At 43.8% G+C, this 17,781-nt stretch carries 15 protein-coding genes; 12 read left to right on the forward strand and 3 right to left on the reverse strand.

Annotated elements, in window-relative coordinates; translation table 11 throughout:
- Positions 1–8 precede the first annotated feature (8 nt).
- Positions 9–1,286 carry a sulfate adenylyltransferase gene (sat, locus tag JEY82_RS12880; protein WP_304086036.1) on the reverse strand — a complete coding sequence of 426 codons (1,278 nt, stop codon included), beginning with the start codon at positions 1,284–1,286 and terminating at the stop codon, positions 9–11.
- Positions 1,287–2,176: 890 nt separating this feature from the next.
- Between sat and aprB the strand changes: the two genes are divergently transcribed.
- From aprB to JEY82_RS12935, 11 genes are all read left to right on the forward strand, one after another.
- Positions 2,177–2,662, forward strand: a complete 486-nt coding sequence (gene aprB, locus JEY82_RS12885) for an adenylyl-sulfate reductase subunit beta (protein ID WP_304086038.1) — start codon at positions 2,177–2,179, stop codon at positions 2,660–2,662.
- Between the two features lie 67 nt (positions 2,663–2,729).
- A complete protein-coding gene (gene aprA / locus JEY82_RS12890; protein ID WP_304086040.1) occupies positions 2,730–4,721 on the forward strand; it encodes an adenylyl-sulfate reductase subunit alpha in 1,992 nt (663 codons plus the stop codon).
- 162 nt (positions 4,722–4,883) lie between these two features.
- Positions 4,884–6,122 carry a CoB--CoM heterodisulfide reductase iron-sulfur subunit A family protein gene (locus tag JEY82_RS12895; RefSeq protein WP_304086042.1) on the forward strand — a complete coding sequence of 413 codons (1,239 nt, stop codon included), beginning with the start codon at positions 4,884–4,886 and terminating at the stop codon, positions 6,120–6,122.
- Between the two features lie 6 nt (positions 6,123–6,128).
- The gene (locus JEY82_RS12900) at positions 6,129–8,429 is read left to right on the forward strand and encodes an FAD-dependent oxidoreductase (protein ID WP_304086044.1); all 2,301 of its coding nucleotides are present in this window, start codon (positions 6,129–6,131) and stop codon (positions 8,427–8,429) included.
- Positions 8,430–8,443: 14 nt separating this feature from the next.
- The gene (gene qmoC / locus JEY82_RS12905) at positions 8,444–9,664 is read left to right on the forward strand and encodes a quinone-interacting membrane-bound oxidoreductase complex subunit QmoC (protein ID WP_092157550.1); all 1,221 of its coding nucleotides are present in this window, start codon (positions 8,444–8,446) and stop codon (positions 9,662–9,664) included.
- A gap of 21 nt (positions 9,665–9,685) precedes the next feature.
- Positions 9,686–10,366: a hypothetical protein gene (locus tag JEY82_RS12910; protein ID WP_304086047.1), complete on the forward strand. Its 681-nt coding sequence runs from the start codon at positions 9,686–9,688 to the stop codon at positions 10,364–10,366.
- A gap of 573 nt (positions 10,367–10,939) precedes the next feature.
- A complete protein-coding gene (locus JEY82_RS12915; protein WP_092157546.1) occupies positions 10,940–11,695 on the forward strand; it encodes an ABC transporter ATP-binding protein in 756 nt (251 codons plus the stop codon).
- Positions 11,696–11,722: 27 nt separating this feature from the next.
- Positions 11,723–12,856 (forward strand): branched-chain amino acid ABC transporter substrate-binding protein, encoded by a 1,134-nt coding sequence (locus tag JEY82_RS12920; protein ID WP_304086051.1) that lies wholly within the window; start codon positions 11,723–11,725, stop codon positions 12,854–12,856.
- Positions 12,857–12,922: 66 nt separating this feature from the next.
- On the forward strand, positions 12,923–13,825 hold the full coding sequence (locus JEY82_RS12925) for a branched-chain amino acid ABC transporter permease (RefSeq protein WP_092157542.1): 903 nt from the start codon (positions 12,923–12,925) through the stop codon (positions 13,823–13,825).
- A gap of 28 nt (positions 13,826–13,853) precedes the next feature.
- On the forward strand, positions 13,854–15,023 hold the full coding sequence (gene livM, locus JEY82_RS12930) for a high-affinity branched-chain amino acid ABC transporter permease LivM (RefSeq protein ID WP_304086110.1): 1,170 nt from the start codon (positions 13,854–13,856) through the stop codon (positions 15,021–15,023).
- A gap of 3 nt (positions 15,024–15,026) precedes the next feature.
- Positions 15,027–15,740, forward strand: coding sequence for an ABC transporter ATP-binding protein (locus JEY82_RS12935; RefSeq protein WP_304086053.1), 714 nt, complete (start codon positions 15,027–15,029; stop codon positions 15,738–15,740).
- Between the two features lie 124 nt (positions 15,741–15,864).
- Here JEY82_RS12935 and JEY82_RS12940 read toward each other — a convergent pair whose 3' ends face one another.
- Complete coding sequence (locus tag JEY82_RS12940) at positions 15,865–16,308, reverse strand: hypothetical protein (protein ID WP_304086055.1); 444 nt, start codon at positions 16,306–16,308, stop codon at positions 15,865–15,867.
- A gap of 399 nt (positions 16,309–16,707) precedes the next feature.
- Here JEY82_RS12940 and JEY82_RS12945 point away from each other — a divergent pair, with 399 nt between their 5' ends.
- Positions 16,708–16,899 (forward strand): ferredoxin, encoded by a 192-nt coding sequence (locus tag JEY82_RS12945; protein ID WP_092157534.1) that lies wholly within the window; start codon positions 16,708–16,710, stop codon positions 16,897–16,899.
- 51 nt (positions 16,900–16,950) lie between these two features.
- Here JEY82_RS12945 and JEY82_RS12950 read toward each other — a convergent pair whose 3' ends face one another.
- A complete protein-coding gene (locus JEY82_RS12950) occupies positions 16,951–17,706 on the reverse strand; it encodes an ATP-dependent sacrificial sulfur transferase LarE (protein WP_304086058.1) in 756 nt (251 codons plus the stop codon).
- Positions 17,707–17,781 lie beyond the last annotated feature (75 nt).

Raw genomic sequence — 17,781 nt, forward strand, 5'->3', positions numbered from 1 at the left:
TACTTTAATTACATTGCGTCGCCGGAAGCTGCGCCCTGCATTTTGACTTCAACTTTTTCAGTGAGGCCTTCGTAGTAAGCACGGAGAATAACGAGAACTTCTTCGCGACCGAAGTGATCAACAACTTCTGCGCCGTCGGAGAGAGCTTTACGGAGTTTAGTTCCGGAAAGGATTACGCGTTCTTCTTTGTTATGTGGGCATGTGCGGAGAGAAGCCATGCCGTCACATTTGTAACAGTAGAAAGTCCAGTCGATTTTCATTGGCTGACAAAGAAGTGCTTTGCCTGGTTCTGGGCATGCTTCGGTTGCATAAGGAATTTTGTCGAAAATTTCCTGAGCTTCGAACAGGCCGTAGAAGTCACCAACACCAGCGTGGTCACGACCTATCAACATTCTGTTAACGCCGTAGTTCTGACGGAAAGTTGCGTGGAGCAGACCTTCACGAGGACCAGCGTAACGCATATCAAGAGGGTAACCAGCCTGAATAACGTTGTCTTTAACAAAGTATTTTTCAACGAGAGTGTCGATTGCTTTAACACGAACGTCAGCAGGAATGTCTCCTGGTTTCAGGTTACCGATCAAAGAATGGATCAAGCAACCGTCGCAGACTTCAATAGAAATCTTTGCGAGGAATTCGTGTGAACGATGCATTGGGTTACGAAGCTGAAGTGCGGAAACGATGGACCAGCCTTTTTCTTCAAAAGCTGCACGAGTTTCTGCAGGACGGAGGTAAACGCCTTTGTACTGTTCAGGGTATTCGCCTTCGGAGAGAACTTTAACAGGACCAGCGATGTTGAATTTTTTCTGAGCCATAACCATCTTGACACCTGGGTGGTCTTCAAGAGCTATTTTCCAGAAAACGTCATCAGCAGATTCTTCGCCTTCGCCTTTGAATACTTTTTCACATTCCCATTTCTTATCTTCATCAGTCATTTCGTAGACTTCTTCGATCTTCATGGTAGCGTAAACTTCGCCTTTACGGACGAGAGCGATTTCTTCACCGACTTTAACGTCTTCGTCAACGTCAAGTGTTACAGGAACTGGCCAGAATGTGCCGTCTGCCATCAGAAAGCTTTCACAAACGCCTTTCCAATCAGCTTTTTTCATGAAGCCGTTCAGAGGGCTGAAACCACCACAACCCATCATGATAAGGTCACCCTTAGCACGTCCGGAAATTTCGATCTTTTTGAGACCTTCAGCTTTTTTCTGTTCTGCTGCGAGTTCTGCGCCTTCGAGAAGGCAACATACGAGACCTTTTCCACCGTGAGGGGCTACGAGCTTAGACATGTGTGTCTCCTTACTTGTAATTATTTTCAACACCTGGGCCTGTCCGCGGAACCATTAGAGGAATATATCTCCGCCTCTTAAATGAGGTCTGCTCTTCCATATTATAGAAGGCACGGTCCGCAGAACGAAATTTTAAAACAAGTATTATTAGTAGAGCTCATTCAGATACAAAGCGCATCGTTATTTGCTTTTTCATAATTCTTAAATGGACTTATGAATCCTTTGTGAAAGAAATGTCAAGGGCAAAATTAAAAGGAAAGCATTTTTTTCACAAAGTGTCTTTTGGTCTGACTGCAGTGTTGGAGTTAATCTGTTTTAATTTGAGTGTTTATGCGTCACGATGAAGGGGAGAATGGTCTTATTAAGTTGTTTGCTGCTTACCATCGATTGAGAACAGTATTGAATTAAATCTTCCAATTTAATTTTAACGATAGATTCAGGTGATGGCTCGCAGCCAAAACCGCTTCTAGTTTAGTATTTATATAGAATTATGTGTAATAAAGTCTAGATAAGGTCTGGGTAAAATCCAAATGATTTTATTTCAATTACGGGATGTTAGGTTAAAAGTTAACTTTATGTAACAAACTTAAAAAAAGGCTTGCAATGGAAGGCTGGAATGAACTAAAAGCTCTGAATAATAGAACACGCTTAAGCGCTTGTTTTGGTCTCATCTAAATTATCGTAGCGCTTTCCGCTTCTCCAAAATGTTGTTTTCTCTCGGGTTGCAACTGTTCGTTGAAATGAGCTTGTTCTAAATTTCACTTTCGTCTTGACACCTTTTGTCGGGCTTGATAGTCAATTGACCTCGAGCCTTGAACTTAAAGGCAAGAATATAAATGGTTAAGGATGTTGTCGGTGATTGATAACTTTAACTTTTAGGAGGACTAGGTATGCCGACCTTTGTCAATCCGGAAAAGTGTGATGGCTGCAAGGGTGGAGAAAAGACCGCCTGTATGTACATCTGCCCGAATGATCTCATGATATTGGACCCCGAAGAAATGCGGGCTTACAATCAGGAACCAGATGCATGTTGGGAATGTTACTCCTGCGTGAAAATTTGTCCTCAGGGCGCTATCGAAGCTCGTCCTTACGGCGACTTTGCACCTATGGGCGGAACTTCAATTCCTATGCGTTCAGCTGAAGACATTATGTGGACTGTTAAGTTCCGTAATGGTGATGTTAAACGTTTCAAGTTTCCTATCCGTACTACACCAGAAGGCTCTATTAAACCTTACGAAGGTAAACCAGAACCAGCTGACCTCGATAGCGAACTTCTTTTCACCGAAACTGAACTTGCTGTACCGCAGGTTGTTTCCGGAACTAAACTTGAAGTTGGCGATGCAGGTAAGACTTTAGTAATAAAGGATCTGCTTTAATCATTAATTCGTTGTTCGCAACATTTTGATTAAATCTAAGAAATTTGTAACCTACCAAGGAGGACACATGCCTCTGCTCCCTACTAAAGAAGCTGCCAAGGGCGTTGCGCTTGCAGAACCAGAGCTTATAGAAAAAGACGTTGATCTTCTTCTCGTCGGTGGTGGTATGGGTAACTGCGGTGTTGCTTACGAAGCATGCCGTTGGATCCAGAAAGTTGGTGGAGATCTCTCCATCATGCTTCTCGACAAAGCCGCTATGGAACGTTCCGGTGCTATCGCACAGGGTCTTTCCGCTATTAATACATATCTCGGTGAAAACAATGCTGACGATTACGTCCGCATGGTTCGTACTGACCTCATGGGCATCGTCCGTGAAGACCTTATCTTTGACTTAGGTCGTCACGTTGATGATTCCGTTCATCTTTTTGAAGAGTGGGGCCTTCCTTGCTGGATCAAAAAAGATGGTAAAAACCTCGACGGTGCTCAGGCAAAGGCTGCTGGCCTCTCCCTGCGCAACGGCGACGCTTGCGTTCGTTCCGGACGTTGGCAGATGATGATCAACGGTGAATCCTACAAGTGTATCGTTGCTGAAGCAGCCAAATTGGCTCTCGGCGAAGATGGCTACATGGAACGTATCTTCATCGTAAAAATGCTCCTCGACGCTAATGAGCCAAACCGCATCGCTGGTGCTGTTGGTTTCTCCACTCGTGAGAACAAAGTATACGTATTCAAGTGCAACGCAGCTGTAGTAGCTTGTGGTGGTGCTGTAAACGTTTACCGTCCTCGTTCCACTGGTGAAGGTATGGGTCGTGCATGGTATCCAGTATGGAACGCAGGTTCCACTTATACTATGTGTGCTCAGGTTGGCGCTGAAATGACCATGATGGAAAACCGCTTCGTACCTGCTCGTTTTAAAGACGGTTACGGACCTGTTGGTGCATGGTTCTTGCTTTTCAAAGCTAAAGCAACCAACTATAAAGGTGAAGACTATTGCGAAACAAACCGCGCAATGCTCAAACCTTATGAAGATCGTGGATACGCTAAAGGACATGTAATTCCTACTTGTCTCCGTAACCACATGATGCTTCGTGAAATGCGCGAAGGTCGCGGTCCAATTTACATGGATACCGCTACTGCGCTTCAGAACACTTTCAAAGAACTCTCTCCCGCTGAGCAGAAGCACCTTGAGTCTGAAGCTTGGGAAGATTTCCTTGATATGTGTGTTGGCCAGGCCAACCTCTGGGCATGTATGAATATCAAACCAGAAGAATCTGGTTCTGAAATCATGCCTACTGAACCATACCTTCTCGGATCTCACTCCGGTTGTTGTGGTATCTGGACTTCCGGTCCTGATGAAGACTGGGTTCCTGAAGATTACAAAGTGAAAGCTGATAACGGTAAAGTCTACAACCGTATGACTACTGTTAACGGTCTCTTCACTTGTGCTGATGGTGTCGGTGCTTCCGGCCATAAGTTCTCTTCCGGTTCACATGCTGAAGGCCGTATCGTTGGTAAGCAGATGGTTCGTTGGTGTGTAGATCACAAAGACTTCAAACCAACAATCAAAGAAAATATTGCTGACCTCGCTAAAGAATTGTACCAGCCTTGGTATACTTACGAAGCAGGCAAATCTATTTCTACTTGCCCAATTGTCAACCCTAATTATATCACTCCTAAGAACTTCATGATGCGCCTCGTAAAGTGCACCGATGAGTACGGTGGTGGTTGTGGAACAATGTACGTCACTTCCGGCGCTCTTCTAACTACAGGTTTCAAGCTTCTTGGAATGCTGGAAGAAGATAGTCAGAAATTGGCTGCACGTGACCTCCACGAATTGATGCGTTGTTGGGAACAGTTCCACAGATTGTGGACTGTACGCCTGCACATGCAGCACATCAGCTTCCGTGAAGAATCCCGTTATCCTGGATTCTACTACCGCGGAGACTTCATGGGTCTTGATGACACCAACTGGAAATGTTTCGTAAACTCCAAATACGATGTTGAAAAAGGCGAAACCGTCGTTTTCAAGAAAACATACCACCAGATCATCCCTGTTTAATATAGGCATGAGACTACGCGGCTGCGGGCTTAACGGCCCGCAGCCGTTCTTATCTGGCGGGAGCGCTGAAATGGTCTGAATCCGAATTGCGACCAAAGCGGTCGGTGTCCGGATTTGGGCCATTTTATGGCTAAGGCCTCAAAGAGTTCAGGAGGATAGAGAATGTCAAAAAGCATACTTGTCGTTGGTGGCGGGTTCAGCGGAATAACTGCTGCACTCGAAGCCGCTGAAGTAGGCCATGAAGTCTTCATCGTAGAGAAGGCGCCATTCCTGGGTGGCCGAGTGATGCAGCTGAATAAGTATTTTCCAAAGCTGTGTCCCCCTTCCTGCGGTCTGGAGATTCAATTTCAGAGAATCAAAAACAATAAGAACGTAAAGTTCTTTACCTTGGCTGAAGTAGAATCCATCAGTGGTTCTAAAGGGGATTTTGAAGTCAAAATCCGCATCAAGCCTAGGTATGTCGGTCCCGGCAGTATTGATTTAAACGAAGTCATCGCAAAACTTTCCAATAACGTTACCGATGAATTCGAATTCAAACTCTGTGACCGTAAAGCCCTTTACATGGATGTTCCTTTTGCGTTCCCCGCAAGATACGTCCTTGAAAAGGAAAACTGTACTGATGCTGACCTCAAACTTCTCGAAGGAATCGATGCTATCGATCTCAAAGACGAAGAAAAGGTCATCACTCTCAATGTCGGTTCCATCGTTTATGCTACCGGTTGGAAGCCTTACGATGTAACTAAACTTTCAAATCTTGGTGCTGGAACTGTACAGAACTGCATTACTAATATGCAGATGGAACGTCTTGCAGCTCCCAGTGGTCCTACAAGCGGCATGATTGTCCGTCCTTCTGACGGTGCTCGGCCAAAAAATGTCGCGTTCGTACAATGTGCGGGTTCACGTGACGAAAATCATCTCAATTACTGTTCATACATTTGCTGCATGGCTTCTTTGAAGCAGGCCGCTTATGTTCGTGAGCAGTACCCTGATGCAAAGGTTACTGTTTATTACATCGACCTTCGTACTCCGGGCCGTTACGACAAATTTGCCAAACGTATTCTTTCTGATGACAAGATCAACGCCGTTAAAGGTAAGGTCGCTGAAGTTATCGAAGTTTCCGGTTCTGGCAATGTTCTCGTCACAGTTGAGGATGCTGAAACCGGTATTAAGGCGCAGAATGAGCATGATCTCATTGTCTTGGCTACCGGAATGCAGCCTAGTCTCGCAGGTGTTCCGGTTCCTTCCGGAGTGCAGGTTGATGATCAGGGCTTCATTATAGGCGGAGAAGAACAAGGCATTTTCGCCGCCGGGTGTGCAAGGCAACCTCTGGACGTCACAAAGACAGCCCAGTCTGGTACCGCCGCCGCTCTGAAAGCGATTCAAACGGTGATAGGGAGGTAAGTCGACATGCCCGAAAAAATCGGAGTTTATTTCGACCAAGCAAGCATTTCTCCTTACCTTATAGCTGAAGACCTTGCTGAAGTAGTCAGTAAGGTTTGCGCAAGCGAGTGTCCGGTGATCAAGTGTCACCCGAGACTAAACAGCGAAGAAGGAAGAAAGCTTATTCAGGAAGATATCGACGCTGGCATCGTCGATGCAGTCTGTATCTGCGGCACAAGCCCTCGCGTGGATTGGGACATTTTCAACTTTGATAACGTCATGGTTGAACGTGTTAATCTGCGTGAACAGTGCATCAAGGTTTTCAGGAACCCTGACGGCACATTGCCTGATCCAAACGGAGAAGTTCCTGAACTCCTCAAAATAATGGCAAATGAATATGTCAGAATGGGAATCACTAAACTAACCAAAGGTAACACCTCTGAAAATCAGATTATAGGTTCTACTAAGGTTGTTATGGTTCTTGGTGGTGGTTTTACCGGTCTTACCGCAGCTCTTTATGCAGCAAAGACCAACCACGACGTAATTCTGGTTGAGAAAGCTGATGCTCTTGGCGGTAAAGCTGCCACTATGTATAAGACTTTCCCACTTTCATATCCCTATCTCGAAGCTCATGAAACCGGAATTGAAGCTCTGATTGCTGAAGTTGAATCAAACTCCAGAATTAAAGTTCTCAAATCCGCACATCTTGATACTCTTGAAGGTGCTCCCGGTGATTATACAGCCAGCGTAACAGTTGGTTCCAGCAAAGAAGAACTGCCCGTTGGCGCACTTGTTCTTGCTACCGGTTGGGTTCCTCAGGATACTAAGTATGTTGAGCCTATGGGTTACGGTTCTTCCAAAGTTGTTACTGCTGCTGAATTTGAAGCAATGGTCAAAGCAGGAAAAATGGACGCATCGTCTGTTGCTTTTGTTCTTGATACACGCCTCAGTGAAGCAAAGTTTGCAGCAGAAGAAGATGCTTATGCTAATCGTTCTGACGAGCAGGTTGCTTCTGATGAAGCTGACGCAAAAGTAGCGGCTGATGCTGCAAAAGTAGAGGGTGAAGAAGACGCATTCGTTTACGAGGATATGGAATCCTATAAACATCTTCCTTACAGCGCAGAACTCAGCAGTCTTGTAGCTCTCAAGCAGGCCAACTACGTTCGTGAAATGAACTCAAACGGCATTGCATACATCATCTATGACCACATGATGGTTCCGGGTGTGAATGAGCGTTACTACCGTGCTGCCCAGGATGATCCGGGTATCATGCTGACCAAAGGTACTGTTACTTCCATTACGGAAGAGGGCAGTTCCATGGTTGTTGCTGCAAGCAATACTCTTCTCGGTGAAAATATTGAAATTCAGGCTGATCTGGTCGTTGTTCCTACAGGCATGGTTCCAACCACTGCTCACGATCCGACCATCAACCTCGTATATAGACAAGGACCTGCATTCCCCGATCTCCAGCAGTTCGCAGGATATGCAGACTCCAATTACATCTGTTTCCCTTATGAAACTCGCCGTACCGGTATTTATGCCGCCGGTTGTGTTCGTCAGCCCATGACAATGGGACTTGCAAGGGAAGATGCAGCCGGTGCTGTTCTCAAAGCTATTCAGTGTATCAACTCCGCCAATCATGGCGTAGCTGTTCATCCTCGCTCTGGTGACAATACCTATCCTGTATTCAACTTCATGCGTTGCACACAGTGTAAACGTTGCACAGAAGAATGTCCTTTCGGTGCACTTGATGATGATGAAAAAGGAACACCAAAGCCGAATCCGTCACGCTGCCGTCGCTGTGGTACCTGTATGGGGGCCTGCCCTGAGCGTGTAATCGGATTTGACAATTATAATATCGACATGATCGGCTCCATGATTAAGCAGGTTCAAGTTCCTGATGACATGGAAGAAGGTGGTCCTAGATTTATCGTGCTTGCTTGCGAAAACGATGCTTACCCTGCACTCGACATGGCTGCCATGCGAGGTAAAGGCTGGTCCCCTTATGTTCGTGTAATTCCTGTTCGCTGTCTCGGCTCTGTGAATACCATCTGGATTGCAGATGCTATGAGTAAGGGTATTGATGGAGTTCTGTTGCTCGGATGTAAGTACGGTGAAGATTATCAGTGCCACTTTGTGAAAGGTTCTGAACTGTGTAACCGCCGTATGGAAAACGTTGCTGATTCTCTCAAGAGACTTGGCGTCGAACCTGAACGTGTTGTCCAGTCCGAACTCGCCATTGACGAATACGACAAGGTTTCTGACCTTATCGATACCTTTGTTAATGACATGATCAAGATTGGTCCCAACCCGTTCAAGGGCTACTAGGAGGTAGACGCGATATGGAAAAAGATGTTCGCATCAAACCGGATCTGCAGTTTATCAAAGAGCTCCAGGAAGTCGGTGGAGACGCAGTCAAAAAGTGCTATCAGTGCGCAACTTGCAGTGTAGCCTGTCCTCTGTCGCCTGCTGACAACCCTTATCCGCGTAAGGAAATGGTCTGGGCTCAGTGGGGCCTTAAAGATAAACTTGTTAAAGATATCGATATATGGCTTTGCCATAATTGCGGAGCATGCTCCGACCTGTGTCCACGTGGCGCACGTCCAGCTGATTTGCTCGCAGCTATGCGTAATCTAGCCTATCAGAAGATAGCTACCCCAACCTTTATTGGTAAGTGGATGAGCTCTCCGAAACATCTGCCGAAGCTTATTGCTATCCCGGCAGCTATTTACATGGTGATTTGGTTCATCATGGCAGGAGTTCGTGGTTCCTTCTTCCCTCTTAAAGATGGAAAAGTCGTTTACGGGCATCTTTTCCCCGGCGATTTTACTATTGACCCGATCTTCATGATTGCTTTCGGTTTCATGGTTTGGACCTTCTATAAAGGAGTCAAAAACCTTATCGGATCATTCGCAGATCAACCAAAGGTCTTTGCTGTTGGTGATAAATCTGAAAGACCAAGTCTTTTGGTGTGCTTTGTGGATGTTTGCAGAAATGAACTTCTGACACATTCCAAATGGAAAGAATGCGGTGAATCCGATGAAGCTGATGAACAGAAGTTTAATGGACATAGATTCCTTATGCTCGCATTCATCTGCTTGATGGTAGTAACAGGCATAGTTGCTGTTACCCATTGGGGAGGAAAGGTTATACCGTTCCTTACCGCTATCGGTCATACTCCGATGCCTCTGTGGCACCCGGTTAAGATTCTTGCCAACATTGGCGCAGTAATGCTCGTTTATTCATTGTTGCTGCTTACCAAACGTCGCTTGAATCAGGATGATTCCTCGCATGTATCTACCTATTATGACTGGTACTTACTTGGACTTATCTGGACAATTGCAGGAACTGGTATCATGTGTGAATTGCTTCGCCTCTTCGGCATCGCGATTCTTGCATACCCCATGTACTATGTGCATCTTGTCGCCGTGTTTATGATGTTTGTCTATCTGCCGTGGTCCAAGCTTGGCCATCTGGTCTACAGGACTGCAGCTTTAACTTATGCAAAACACATCGGCCGTCTACCAATGCCGGTCCGTGAAGAAAAGACTTTTACTCTGTAATAGAGCAAGGAGGATTTAACCATGTCTGAAGCACGTAAAACTTTCCCCATGAGCACATTTGTAGCTTATGTTAAAGGTGGCGAAAGCAACAACTCCGTTCAGGAACTTCTGTCCTATATGACACAGAAGGATATTGACGCTGAATTCGAACCTTTTGCAGCAGCTCTTGCAAAAGCTTGGATTTATGAACAGCATCCCGAACTAGCTAAAATGAAAACCGGTCAAGTTGCAGGCCTTGGCGAGAACGTCTCTGTAGGCGCTCTTCCAAGTGACGTGATGGTACAGGTTGACAGCATTTTCACTAAACTTGCTGACTACCGTTCTACCGCTGTAGCACAGGCTGATATTATTAAAGATCTTGAAGTTAAGCTTGCAGCAGCAGAAGGAAAACTTAGTGTTTCCGATAAAGCTCTCGCTGAATTCAAAGGCAAATGTGAAGCTTTTGAAGCTTCCGGAAAAGGCGAAGGCGACAAAGTCATCGTTACTTCTCAGGCTAAAGTTGAAGAGTACATCGGCAAAGTTGATGAACTTCTCGCTTTGATCGAAGACGTTAAAAAGAACGGTGTTGTAACTGTTGCTGCCGGCGCACCTGCTGACGGCGCAGCTCCTGCAGCTGGAGGCTCTAATGCTCCTGAAACAGGTGGAGCTCCTGCTGATTCTTTCGGTTTCGGTAGTGACCCATTCGGTGACTCCTCTTGGTAGAGCTATCTACCCGTCTTTAGCCTTTTAGGTTGAAGTTTTTAAAAGCCCTGTCCGCATTAGCGGACAGGGCTTTTTTTTGCCGAATTATATATGGCAATAAGCTCAACAGCTCGTACTAATTTCATTCGAGACAGTTTGGTTCATTCTGTTCGAATATACATCAAATGGATAGAAAACAGAGCTGATTTTACTTAAGTAGATTGGTAGTAGAATAAAATATTTGTTTTACCTTGTTAAATAAACGTTTGATAAAGCAAAGGTGGATCATTTAATATAGAGTGATTCAAAAAAGTAGATTGTAAATGATATTTGAAAGAAAAGAGGAATGATGCTATAGAATTTCACTGGATTATCGAATGCATCCATCTTTATTTAATAATAAACTTGATTCGTTGATCGCTTTTGTACTCTGATGTATTAATATTCCTCGTTATTGTATAAAGTTAATGCAGTATTAATGTTTGATGAATCAATAGATATGCGAATAATTAATCATTAGAACGGGCTAGTACGGAATAAAAATCGTACAAGTACTTGATCCCGAGAACAATAAAGTGTATAGGTGTTACCAATATGGCAGAACTACATTTACACGACGTGAGCGTCCGTTTTGGCGGATTGCAGGCTTTGTCAGAGGTTAACTTCTCTCTTATGCCGGGGGAAATTGTAGGGCTTATCGGTCCCAACGGTGCAGGTAAAACAACTGTGTTTAATGTTATTACCGGAGTGTACAATGCTTCCGGTGGTGATGTTGTTTATGATGGTGGGAGTCTTCAAGGGCTCAAGCCGTATCAGGTTCTTGCAAAGGGCATCGCCCGTACTTTTCAGAATATTCGTCTTTTCCAGAATATGACAGCTCTTGAGAACGTAATGGTTGCTCAACATTCCCGCACTGGGTGCGGGGTGCTTGGCGCAATTTTTCGTACACCTCGTCAGAAGCGTGAAGAGCAAAGAATTAAAGAAAAGGCAATGGAAGAGTTACGGTTTGCCGAACTGGAGGACTTCGCTGATGAAGTCGCATCCAACCTTCCTTACGGTCATCAAAGGCGGCTTGAAATAGCACGCGCTTTGGCTTCAGAACCGAGTTCGGTTCTGCTTGATGAACCGGCGGCAGGACTCAACCCTGCTGAAAGTTCCGAGTTAATGGAAACCATTCGTAGAATCTCCGGTAGAGGGATAAACGTGTTGATGGTGGAGCATGACATGAAAGTTGTTATGGGAATCTGTCAGAGACTTGTTGTTCTTGATCACGGAGTAATGATTGCAAAGGGAAATCCTGAAGAAATTCAGAAAAATCCTGCTGTAATTGAGGCATATCTCGGTAATTAACCATATTTACTTTTGGGAGGCGCTTTTATGAAACGTTTATTTCTGACCGTTTTGCTGGCCGCGGCTGTAGTAATGCTCGGCTCCGGCATAGCATTCGCAAAAACACTCAAAATCGGCACAATGGGTCCTCTAACCGGCCCTTACGCAGCTGATGGTAATGATATTAAGAACGGTGTCTTAACTGCTGTTGAAGTTGTTAAAGCCAACGGTGGCATTGCCGGTTTTGACGAAATTGAAGTTCTTCCACAGGATACTGCATGCGAACCCCGTCAGGCAGTAGCCACAGCAAATAAACTGATCAACGAAGGCGTAAACGGCGTTGTCGGATCATATTGTTCGAGCGCAACTCTCCCCGCATCTGAAGTTCTTGATGAAGAAAGCATCATCATGATTACACCTGCTTCCACTAACGAAAAAGTTACTTCCCGCGGTCTTCCTTATATGTTCCGCATGTGCGGGCGTGATGATGATCAGGGTGCAATCGCAGTAAAGTTTATGATCGAAAAGTTAGGAGCTAAATCTATCTACGTTGTAGATGATAAAACTGCTTATTCACAGGGACTTGCTGACGGTGTAGAAAAAATGAGTGCTGCTGCTGGATTGAAAGTTCTTGGCCATGAGCATGTGAACCAGGGCGATAAAGATTTTTCAGCTATTTTAACTAAAGTAAAAACAGAAAAACCTGACGTATTTTACATGAGTATGCAGAATTCAGCTACCGGTGCGTTGATGCTTATTCAGGCAAAGCGCATGGGTATAAAGGCTGCTGTTCTCGCACAGGATGCAGTTTATCATCCTCAGTTGATCGAAATTGCAAAAGATGCTGCTGAAAATGTATATCTTACTTTTGGTTATATTAATGACAACGCTCCCGCATACAAAGAATTCTATTCTGCATATCAGCCTAAGTTCGGTAGTCCCGGTGCTTATTCCGGTTATGCATATGACAGTGCTATTGCATACTTGAAAGCAGTTGAAGCTGCCGGTTCCACTGATCCTGCTAAAGTTAAAGCTGAGCTTATGAAGCTTGATTATGAAGGTGCTACAAAGCACGTTAAGTTTAAAGCTAATGGAGATTCCGGTTCTAACTACATTATCCGTACTGTTAAAGACGGAAAGTTCAGTAATTACTGGAACCCAGCAACTGGAGAGCTTTACTAGAGTTTAAGCAATGACCGGCCCCCGTCTTAATTGACGGGGGCTATTACGAACAGCCCCCGGATATCCATGGAATATTTTATTCAACAACTCATCAATGGTATAACACTCGGTAGCGTATATGCGCTCATCGCTCTCGGTTATACTATGGTGTATGGCATTATTCAGCTCATTAACTTTGCTCATGGCGAATTTTTTGCGGCTGGCGGTTATGTAGGCGTTATTTTCATGAGTTATCTTGTGTCTCAGGGGGCTCCTGCATGGGTTTGTCTTTCAGGATCTTTGATTCTGGCGATGGCATACTGCGCAATGCTTGCTGTGGCTGTAGAAAAGGTAGCTTATAAACCACTGAGAAACTCATCCAGACTTTCTGTTCTGCTTTCCGCATTGGGTATGTCAATTTTCCTTCAGAACGGCTTGATGCTTACTCAGGGTGTGTACGACAAACCCTATCCTACCGAGTTGACTCAGGGTGGTTTTGAACTTGGTAATGTAATGCTTTCGTACATGCAGCTTTTTATTGTAAGTCTGACAGCATTTTTGCTTGTGGCTCTTAATGTTCTTGTTTTTAAAACCAGAATAGGTAAGGCGATGCGCTCTACTGCGCAGGATAAAGTAATGTCTGCGCTTGTTGGAATTAATGCCAACCGTACAATCAGTATCACTTTCGCAATAGGAGCCAGTCTTGCTGCTGCAGCCGGAATAATGGTCGGGCTTTATTATGGTTCAGTTCGATACGATATGGGGTTTGTCCCCGGCATCAAGGCTTTTGCTGCCGCTGTATTAGGTGGTATCGGGAATATTACCGGTGCGATGATCGGTGGCTTTATTATCGGAATGGTAGAGATTTTTGCCGCAGGTTATATTTCAGGTGAATATAAGGACGTATTTGCGTTCGTGATACTTATAGCGGTTCTTTATTTCAGACCTTCAGGAATCATGGGAGAGAACGTTGACGATACCAGAGTTTAAAAAACACTGGACTTCCTTAGGGATAGGAATGGTCTGGCTGTTCATCCTGTTGTGGCCCCTGCTTGGCGTTAAGCCTGAAGGCCTTGAGATTGCCGGAACATTTAATGTCTGGTGGAGAATCGCTTTAGGCTGCTCATTTATATTGTTTTTGTATCAATTAAATAAGGGCGGAGCATTTAAGTTTATATCCAGACCTGTGTCAGCAGTAGCGGGTAGCATGAAAAGTGCTTCTTCTGTTGTGCCTCTTGCAGTCTGGTTTGTTATAGGCATTGGTTGCGTTGCCTTATTGCCTCAGCTCACCGGGCGTTATGCTCAGGATGTCGCGATAAACTGTATGATCTACGTTTGTCTCGGCCTTGGCCTTAATGTGGTTGTCGGTTTGGCAGGGATGCTAGATCTTGGATATATCGCATTTTACGGCATCGGAGCTTATACTTACGCGATACTCTCAGTTCAATTTCAGCTTTCATTCTGGATTTGCTTGCCCATAAGTGCTGCTGCGGCGGGCTTAGGAGCATGGTTGATCGGTTATTGCTCTATGAGAATGAGGGGAGATTATCTGGCTATCGTGACGCTGGGTTTTGCTGAAATTGTGCGCATGGTGCTTAATAACTGGATGAGTCTGACCAATGGACCTAATGGGATAACCGGTATTAAGGCTCCCGGATTTTACTGGTTTGACTTTACCAATGGCATGACTCTGGAACACCTCTGGCTTAAAAAACTTTCACTTGTATATTATGTGATACTTCTTCTTGTAGTATTTACGATTATCGCAGTTTATCGCTTACAGCATTCCCGTATCGGTAGAGCATGGGAAGCTATTCGTGAAGATGAAACAGCTGCGGAAGTTATGGGCGTTCCCACCTTTTACATGAAGCTTCTGGCGTATTGTACAGGGGCGTGTTTCGGTGGTCTGGCCGGAGCATTTTATGCTGCACGGATGAGATTTGTAAGCCCTGAATCTTTCACTTTCCTTGAATCTGCAATGGTGCTTTCCATGGTTGTTCTCGGGGGTATGGGATCAATTCCGGGCGTTATTCTGGGAGCTTTAGCACTTATAGCACTTCCGGAAATATTCAGAGAATTTGAATTATATCGCATGCTGGTTTTCGGGGGAGTAATGACTCTTATGATGCTCTTCAGGCCTCAGGGACTTTTACCACCCACACGTAAAATGCGTGCTGGAAAGGATTAAGTCATGACTGAACCAATATTAGAATTACGGGACATTAAGTCCGGATATGGTAGCATTAAGGCCCTCAAAGGGATTAGTCTTAAAGTTTATGAAGGGGAAATTGTATCGATTATCGGCGCGAATGGTGCGGGTAAGAGTACAACTCTCATGACTATATGTAATATTGTTCATGCCACAAGCGGCGACATCTTTTACAAAGGTAAAAGGATAAATCAGGTTGCATCTGATAAATTGCCTGCAATGGGACTTTGTCAGGTTCCTGAAGGGCGCAGGATTTTTCCGCGTCTGACTATTGAAGAGAATCTCGATATGGGGGCTTTTTTCAGAAATGATAAGGAAATTGAAGATGACAAAGAAAGAGTCTTCGGGATGTTTCCTATCCTTCGTGAAAGATGCAGGCAGGCCGGCGGAACTTTGTCAGGCGGAGAGCAGCAGATGCTTGCTATCGGCAGGGCTTTAATGAGCAGACCGAAAGTTCTTTTACTGGATGAGCCTTCTTTGGGACTTGCTCCGCTGATTGTTAAGCAGATTTTTGATATTATCAAAGAGATTAACAAGCTCGGGACGACAATTATTCTGGTAGAACAGAATGCAAAGGTGGCGCTGAGTATGGCCAACAGAGGTTATGTTCTTGAGACCGGGCATGTAGTTATGGAAGATGAAGCTCATAAGCTTTTAAACAATCCTGATATTCAAAAGGCGTATCTCGGCGAATAACTCTATTGTTTCAGATAATTAGTTTGCATTTTTAAAAGTCTCTCAAGCCTCAACGGATTGAGAGACTTTTTTTTATTCATCTATGCACTTTTCAGAATTAGCTATGGGAAAGCAAAGCAGCGAACTAATCCTTATTCCCTTTCTTGCCAGCTTTTTTGGCTTTTTTTGTTTTTTTGTATTCTTCTCGTTCTTGTTCTTTCTTTGTTTTTCTATCTTTACGATTTTCTTTGTCAGATTGTTTTTTTATTTTACGATCATCATCTAATTGTTCGCGTTTAAGTTGTTCTTCTTTTTTACGTTCTTTGCGTTCTTCTTTTGCCTCATCACGGGCTGCTTTGTTGTCAGACTTGCGCGTGTCATGTTTTATTTTTTTTTCCTCTTTTCGAGTATCTCGCTTTTCTTTTTTTTCTGTTTTCCGCTTTTCCTTCATCTCTTTTTTGTCATTATTCTTTGCTACAAGTATGAATTCTTCTGTTTTCGCACTTGAAGTCATTGATGAATAAGCTGAAGTTGCAGCAGCAAGAAGGAGACAAGATCCTAAGAAGAAAACAAACAATAAATTTTTCATAATAACTCCTTTATGTAGTTAATAGAGAATACTATTTATACTATACTATTTATTAATTGTTGAAGCAAAATAAAATGCAAATATTTTATAAGAGTGAACGTAAAAGTAAAAAATATCGTTCGTTTAAGTTGTAAAAAGGGCTAAATATAATGGACCTTAGGAGCTGGAGAGGAATGAGAGTCTATTTCAGGATTACGAGAATTAAAGGGAGTATAGATTCTTTTCCTTCTATTCTTGTTACTGATGAGTTATAAGATAGAAAAATATTTACTATGTACAATTTCAAGCGCATTTGAAATGTTGGAACCTACAGGAAAGACTTGCAAAGCATAAGCTGTTTGTGCTTAATTTGTTTCGTCTATTAATATTATACTTCCTGCAAAGATCTGGAGGCTTACAATGGCTAAGAAAGTAGTAATTGATCAAGATGAATGCATCGGTTGCGAAACTTGTGTAGAACTTTGTCCTGAAGTTTTTGCACTTGATTCAGATGGCGAAAAAGCTGAAGTGATTAAAGAAGATGCTGTCGATTTGGACTGCGTTCAAGAGTCTATGGATTCTTGTCCTGTGGAGTGTATATCTATAGAATAAAAGGATCACTCGTCTGTTGAACAGAAAGGCATCTTTGTTAGGTGCCTTTTTTTATGTTTTTATAATAAATTGAATATCTTTTTGAATCACTTGCGGCAGTAACGTTGTCAGTTTTGACTTTATATTAAATTCATCAAGCGGCGAGTCAGATCCGTATTCTATTTGAAATTTATTCCCATCTATTCTAGCGCGGCACCATCTTGCCCCTGCTTCAAACATGCATTCCTCAGTTCTTTCTATCATGAAGAGTTTTTTTGCTGTTAAAGGAATTCCTGTTTCGATTCTAGTTGCGAGACAGCTGTTAGAAGGTCGGTTAAGTGAGAGCAATTGTAAGAAGCCGGCCGCTTCGATGATATTTTTTTTAGTAAATCCGGCAAGAGCTAAAGGCGAAATTACGGATGCTTCACGAATGGCTTTTAAGCCGGCCCGGTCAACAGGGTCGTCAGCGTGACTGCCGTCAAAAAGCGGACATCTGTTAATGGTATCGATAATAGCCTTCTTGCAATGGTAGCAGCGATATTTTGTATTATCGCTGATGAGAGAATTTTTAAGCACCGAGATCTTAATGACTTGGTGGTTAATACCGATAGAGGCTGCTGATCGGCAGGCGAATGAAATGTCACGCTTCGCAGTAAGTTCAGAATCAATTGTTATGGCAAAAGCTTTATTTCCTAAAGCATCAAAGGCCGCCTTAGCTACCAAAGAGCTGTCAATTCCACCTGAAAAGGCAACAAAAGCTCTTTCATATAATTCGAATATCTTGAGTAGTTCTTTGTATTGTTTTTGAATAATATGTGAATTCGTCATGGGCATCTATTTTGCTTGATTATAGTTATGTGCATGTAGAGTTTACTGATTTTATAATCAATAAAACCCTTGATG

Origin of the sequence: Maridesulfovibrio ferrireducens (assembly GCF_016342405.1) — a bacterium.
GTDB classification, from domain to species: Bacteria; Desulfobacterota; Desulfovibrionia; order Desulfovibrionales; family Desulfovibrionaceae; genus Maridesulfovibrio; species Maridesulfovibrio ferrireducens_A.

Excerpts from the sequence above, each read along its gene's own strand:
- JEY82_RS12900 (WP_304086044.1), top strand. The coding sequence starts at position 6,129 with ATGCCCGAAAAAATCGGAGTTTATTTCGACCAAGCAAGCATTTCTCCT.
- JEY82_RS12915 (WP_092157546.1), top strand. The coding sequence starts at position 10,940 with ATGGCAGAACTACATTTACACGACGTGAGCGTCCGTTTTGGCGGATTG.
- sat (WP_304086036.1), bottom strand. The coding sequence starts at position 1,286 with ATGTCTAAGCTCGTAGCCCCTCACGGTGGAAAAGGTCTCGTATGTTGC.
- JEY82_RS12925 (WP_092157542.1), top strand. The coding sequence starts at position 12,923 with ATGGAATATTTTATTCAACAACTCATCAATGGTATAACACTCGGTAGC.
- JEY82_RS12920 (WP_304086051.1), top strand. The coding sequence starts at position 11,723 with ATGAAACGTTTATTTCTGACCGTTTTGCTGGCCGCGGCTGTAGTAATG.
- livM (WP_304086110.1), top strand. The coding sequence starts at position 13,854 with ATGGTCTGGCTGTTCATCCTGTTGTGGCCCCTGCTTGGCGTTAAGCCT.
- aprA (WP_304086040.1), top strand. The coding sequence starts at position 2,730 with ATGCCTCTGCTCCCTACTAAAGAAGCTGCCAAGGGCGTTGCGCTTGCA.
- JEY82_RS12895 (WP_304086042.1), top strand. The coding sequence starts at position 4,884 with ATGTCAAAAAGCATACTTGTCGTTGGTGGCGGGTTCAGCGGAATAACT.
- qmoC (WP_092157550.1), top strand. The coding sequence starts at position 8,444 with ATGGAAAAAGATGTTCGCATCAAACCGGATCTGCAGTTTATCAAAGAG.
- JEY82_RS12910 (WP_304086047.1), top strand. The coding sequence starts at position 9,686 with ATGTCTGAAGCACGTAAAACTTTCCCCATGAGCACATTTGTAGCTTAT.
- JEY82_RS12935 (WP_304086053.1), top strand. The coding sequence starts at position 15,027 with ATGACTGAACCAATATTAGAATTACGGGACATTAAGTCCGGATATGGT.
- JEY82_RS12940 (WP_304086055.1), bottom strand. The coding sequence starts at position 16,308 with ATGAAAAATTTATTGTTTGTTTTCTTCTTAGGATCTTGTCTCCTTCTT.
- JEY82_RS12945 (WP_092157534.1), top strand. The coding sequence starts at position 16,708 with ATGGCTAAGAAAGTAGTAATTGATCAAGATGAATGCATCGGTTGCGAA.
- JEY82_RS12950 (WP_304086058.1), bottom strand. The coding sequence starts at position 17,706 with ATGACGAATTCACATATTATTCAAAAACAATACAAAGAACTACTCAAG.
- aprB (WP_304086038.1), top strand. The coding sequence starts at position 2,177 with ATGCCGACCTTTGTCAATCCGGAAAAGTGTGATGGCTGCAAGGGTGGA.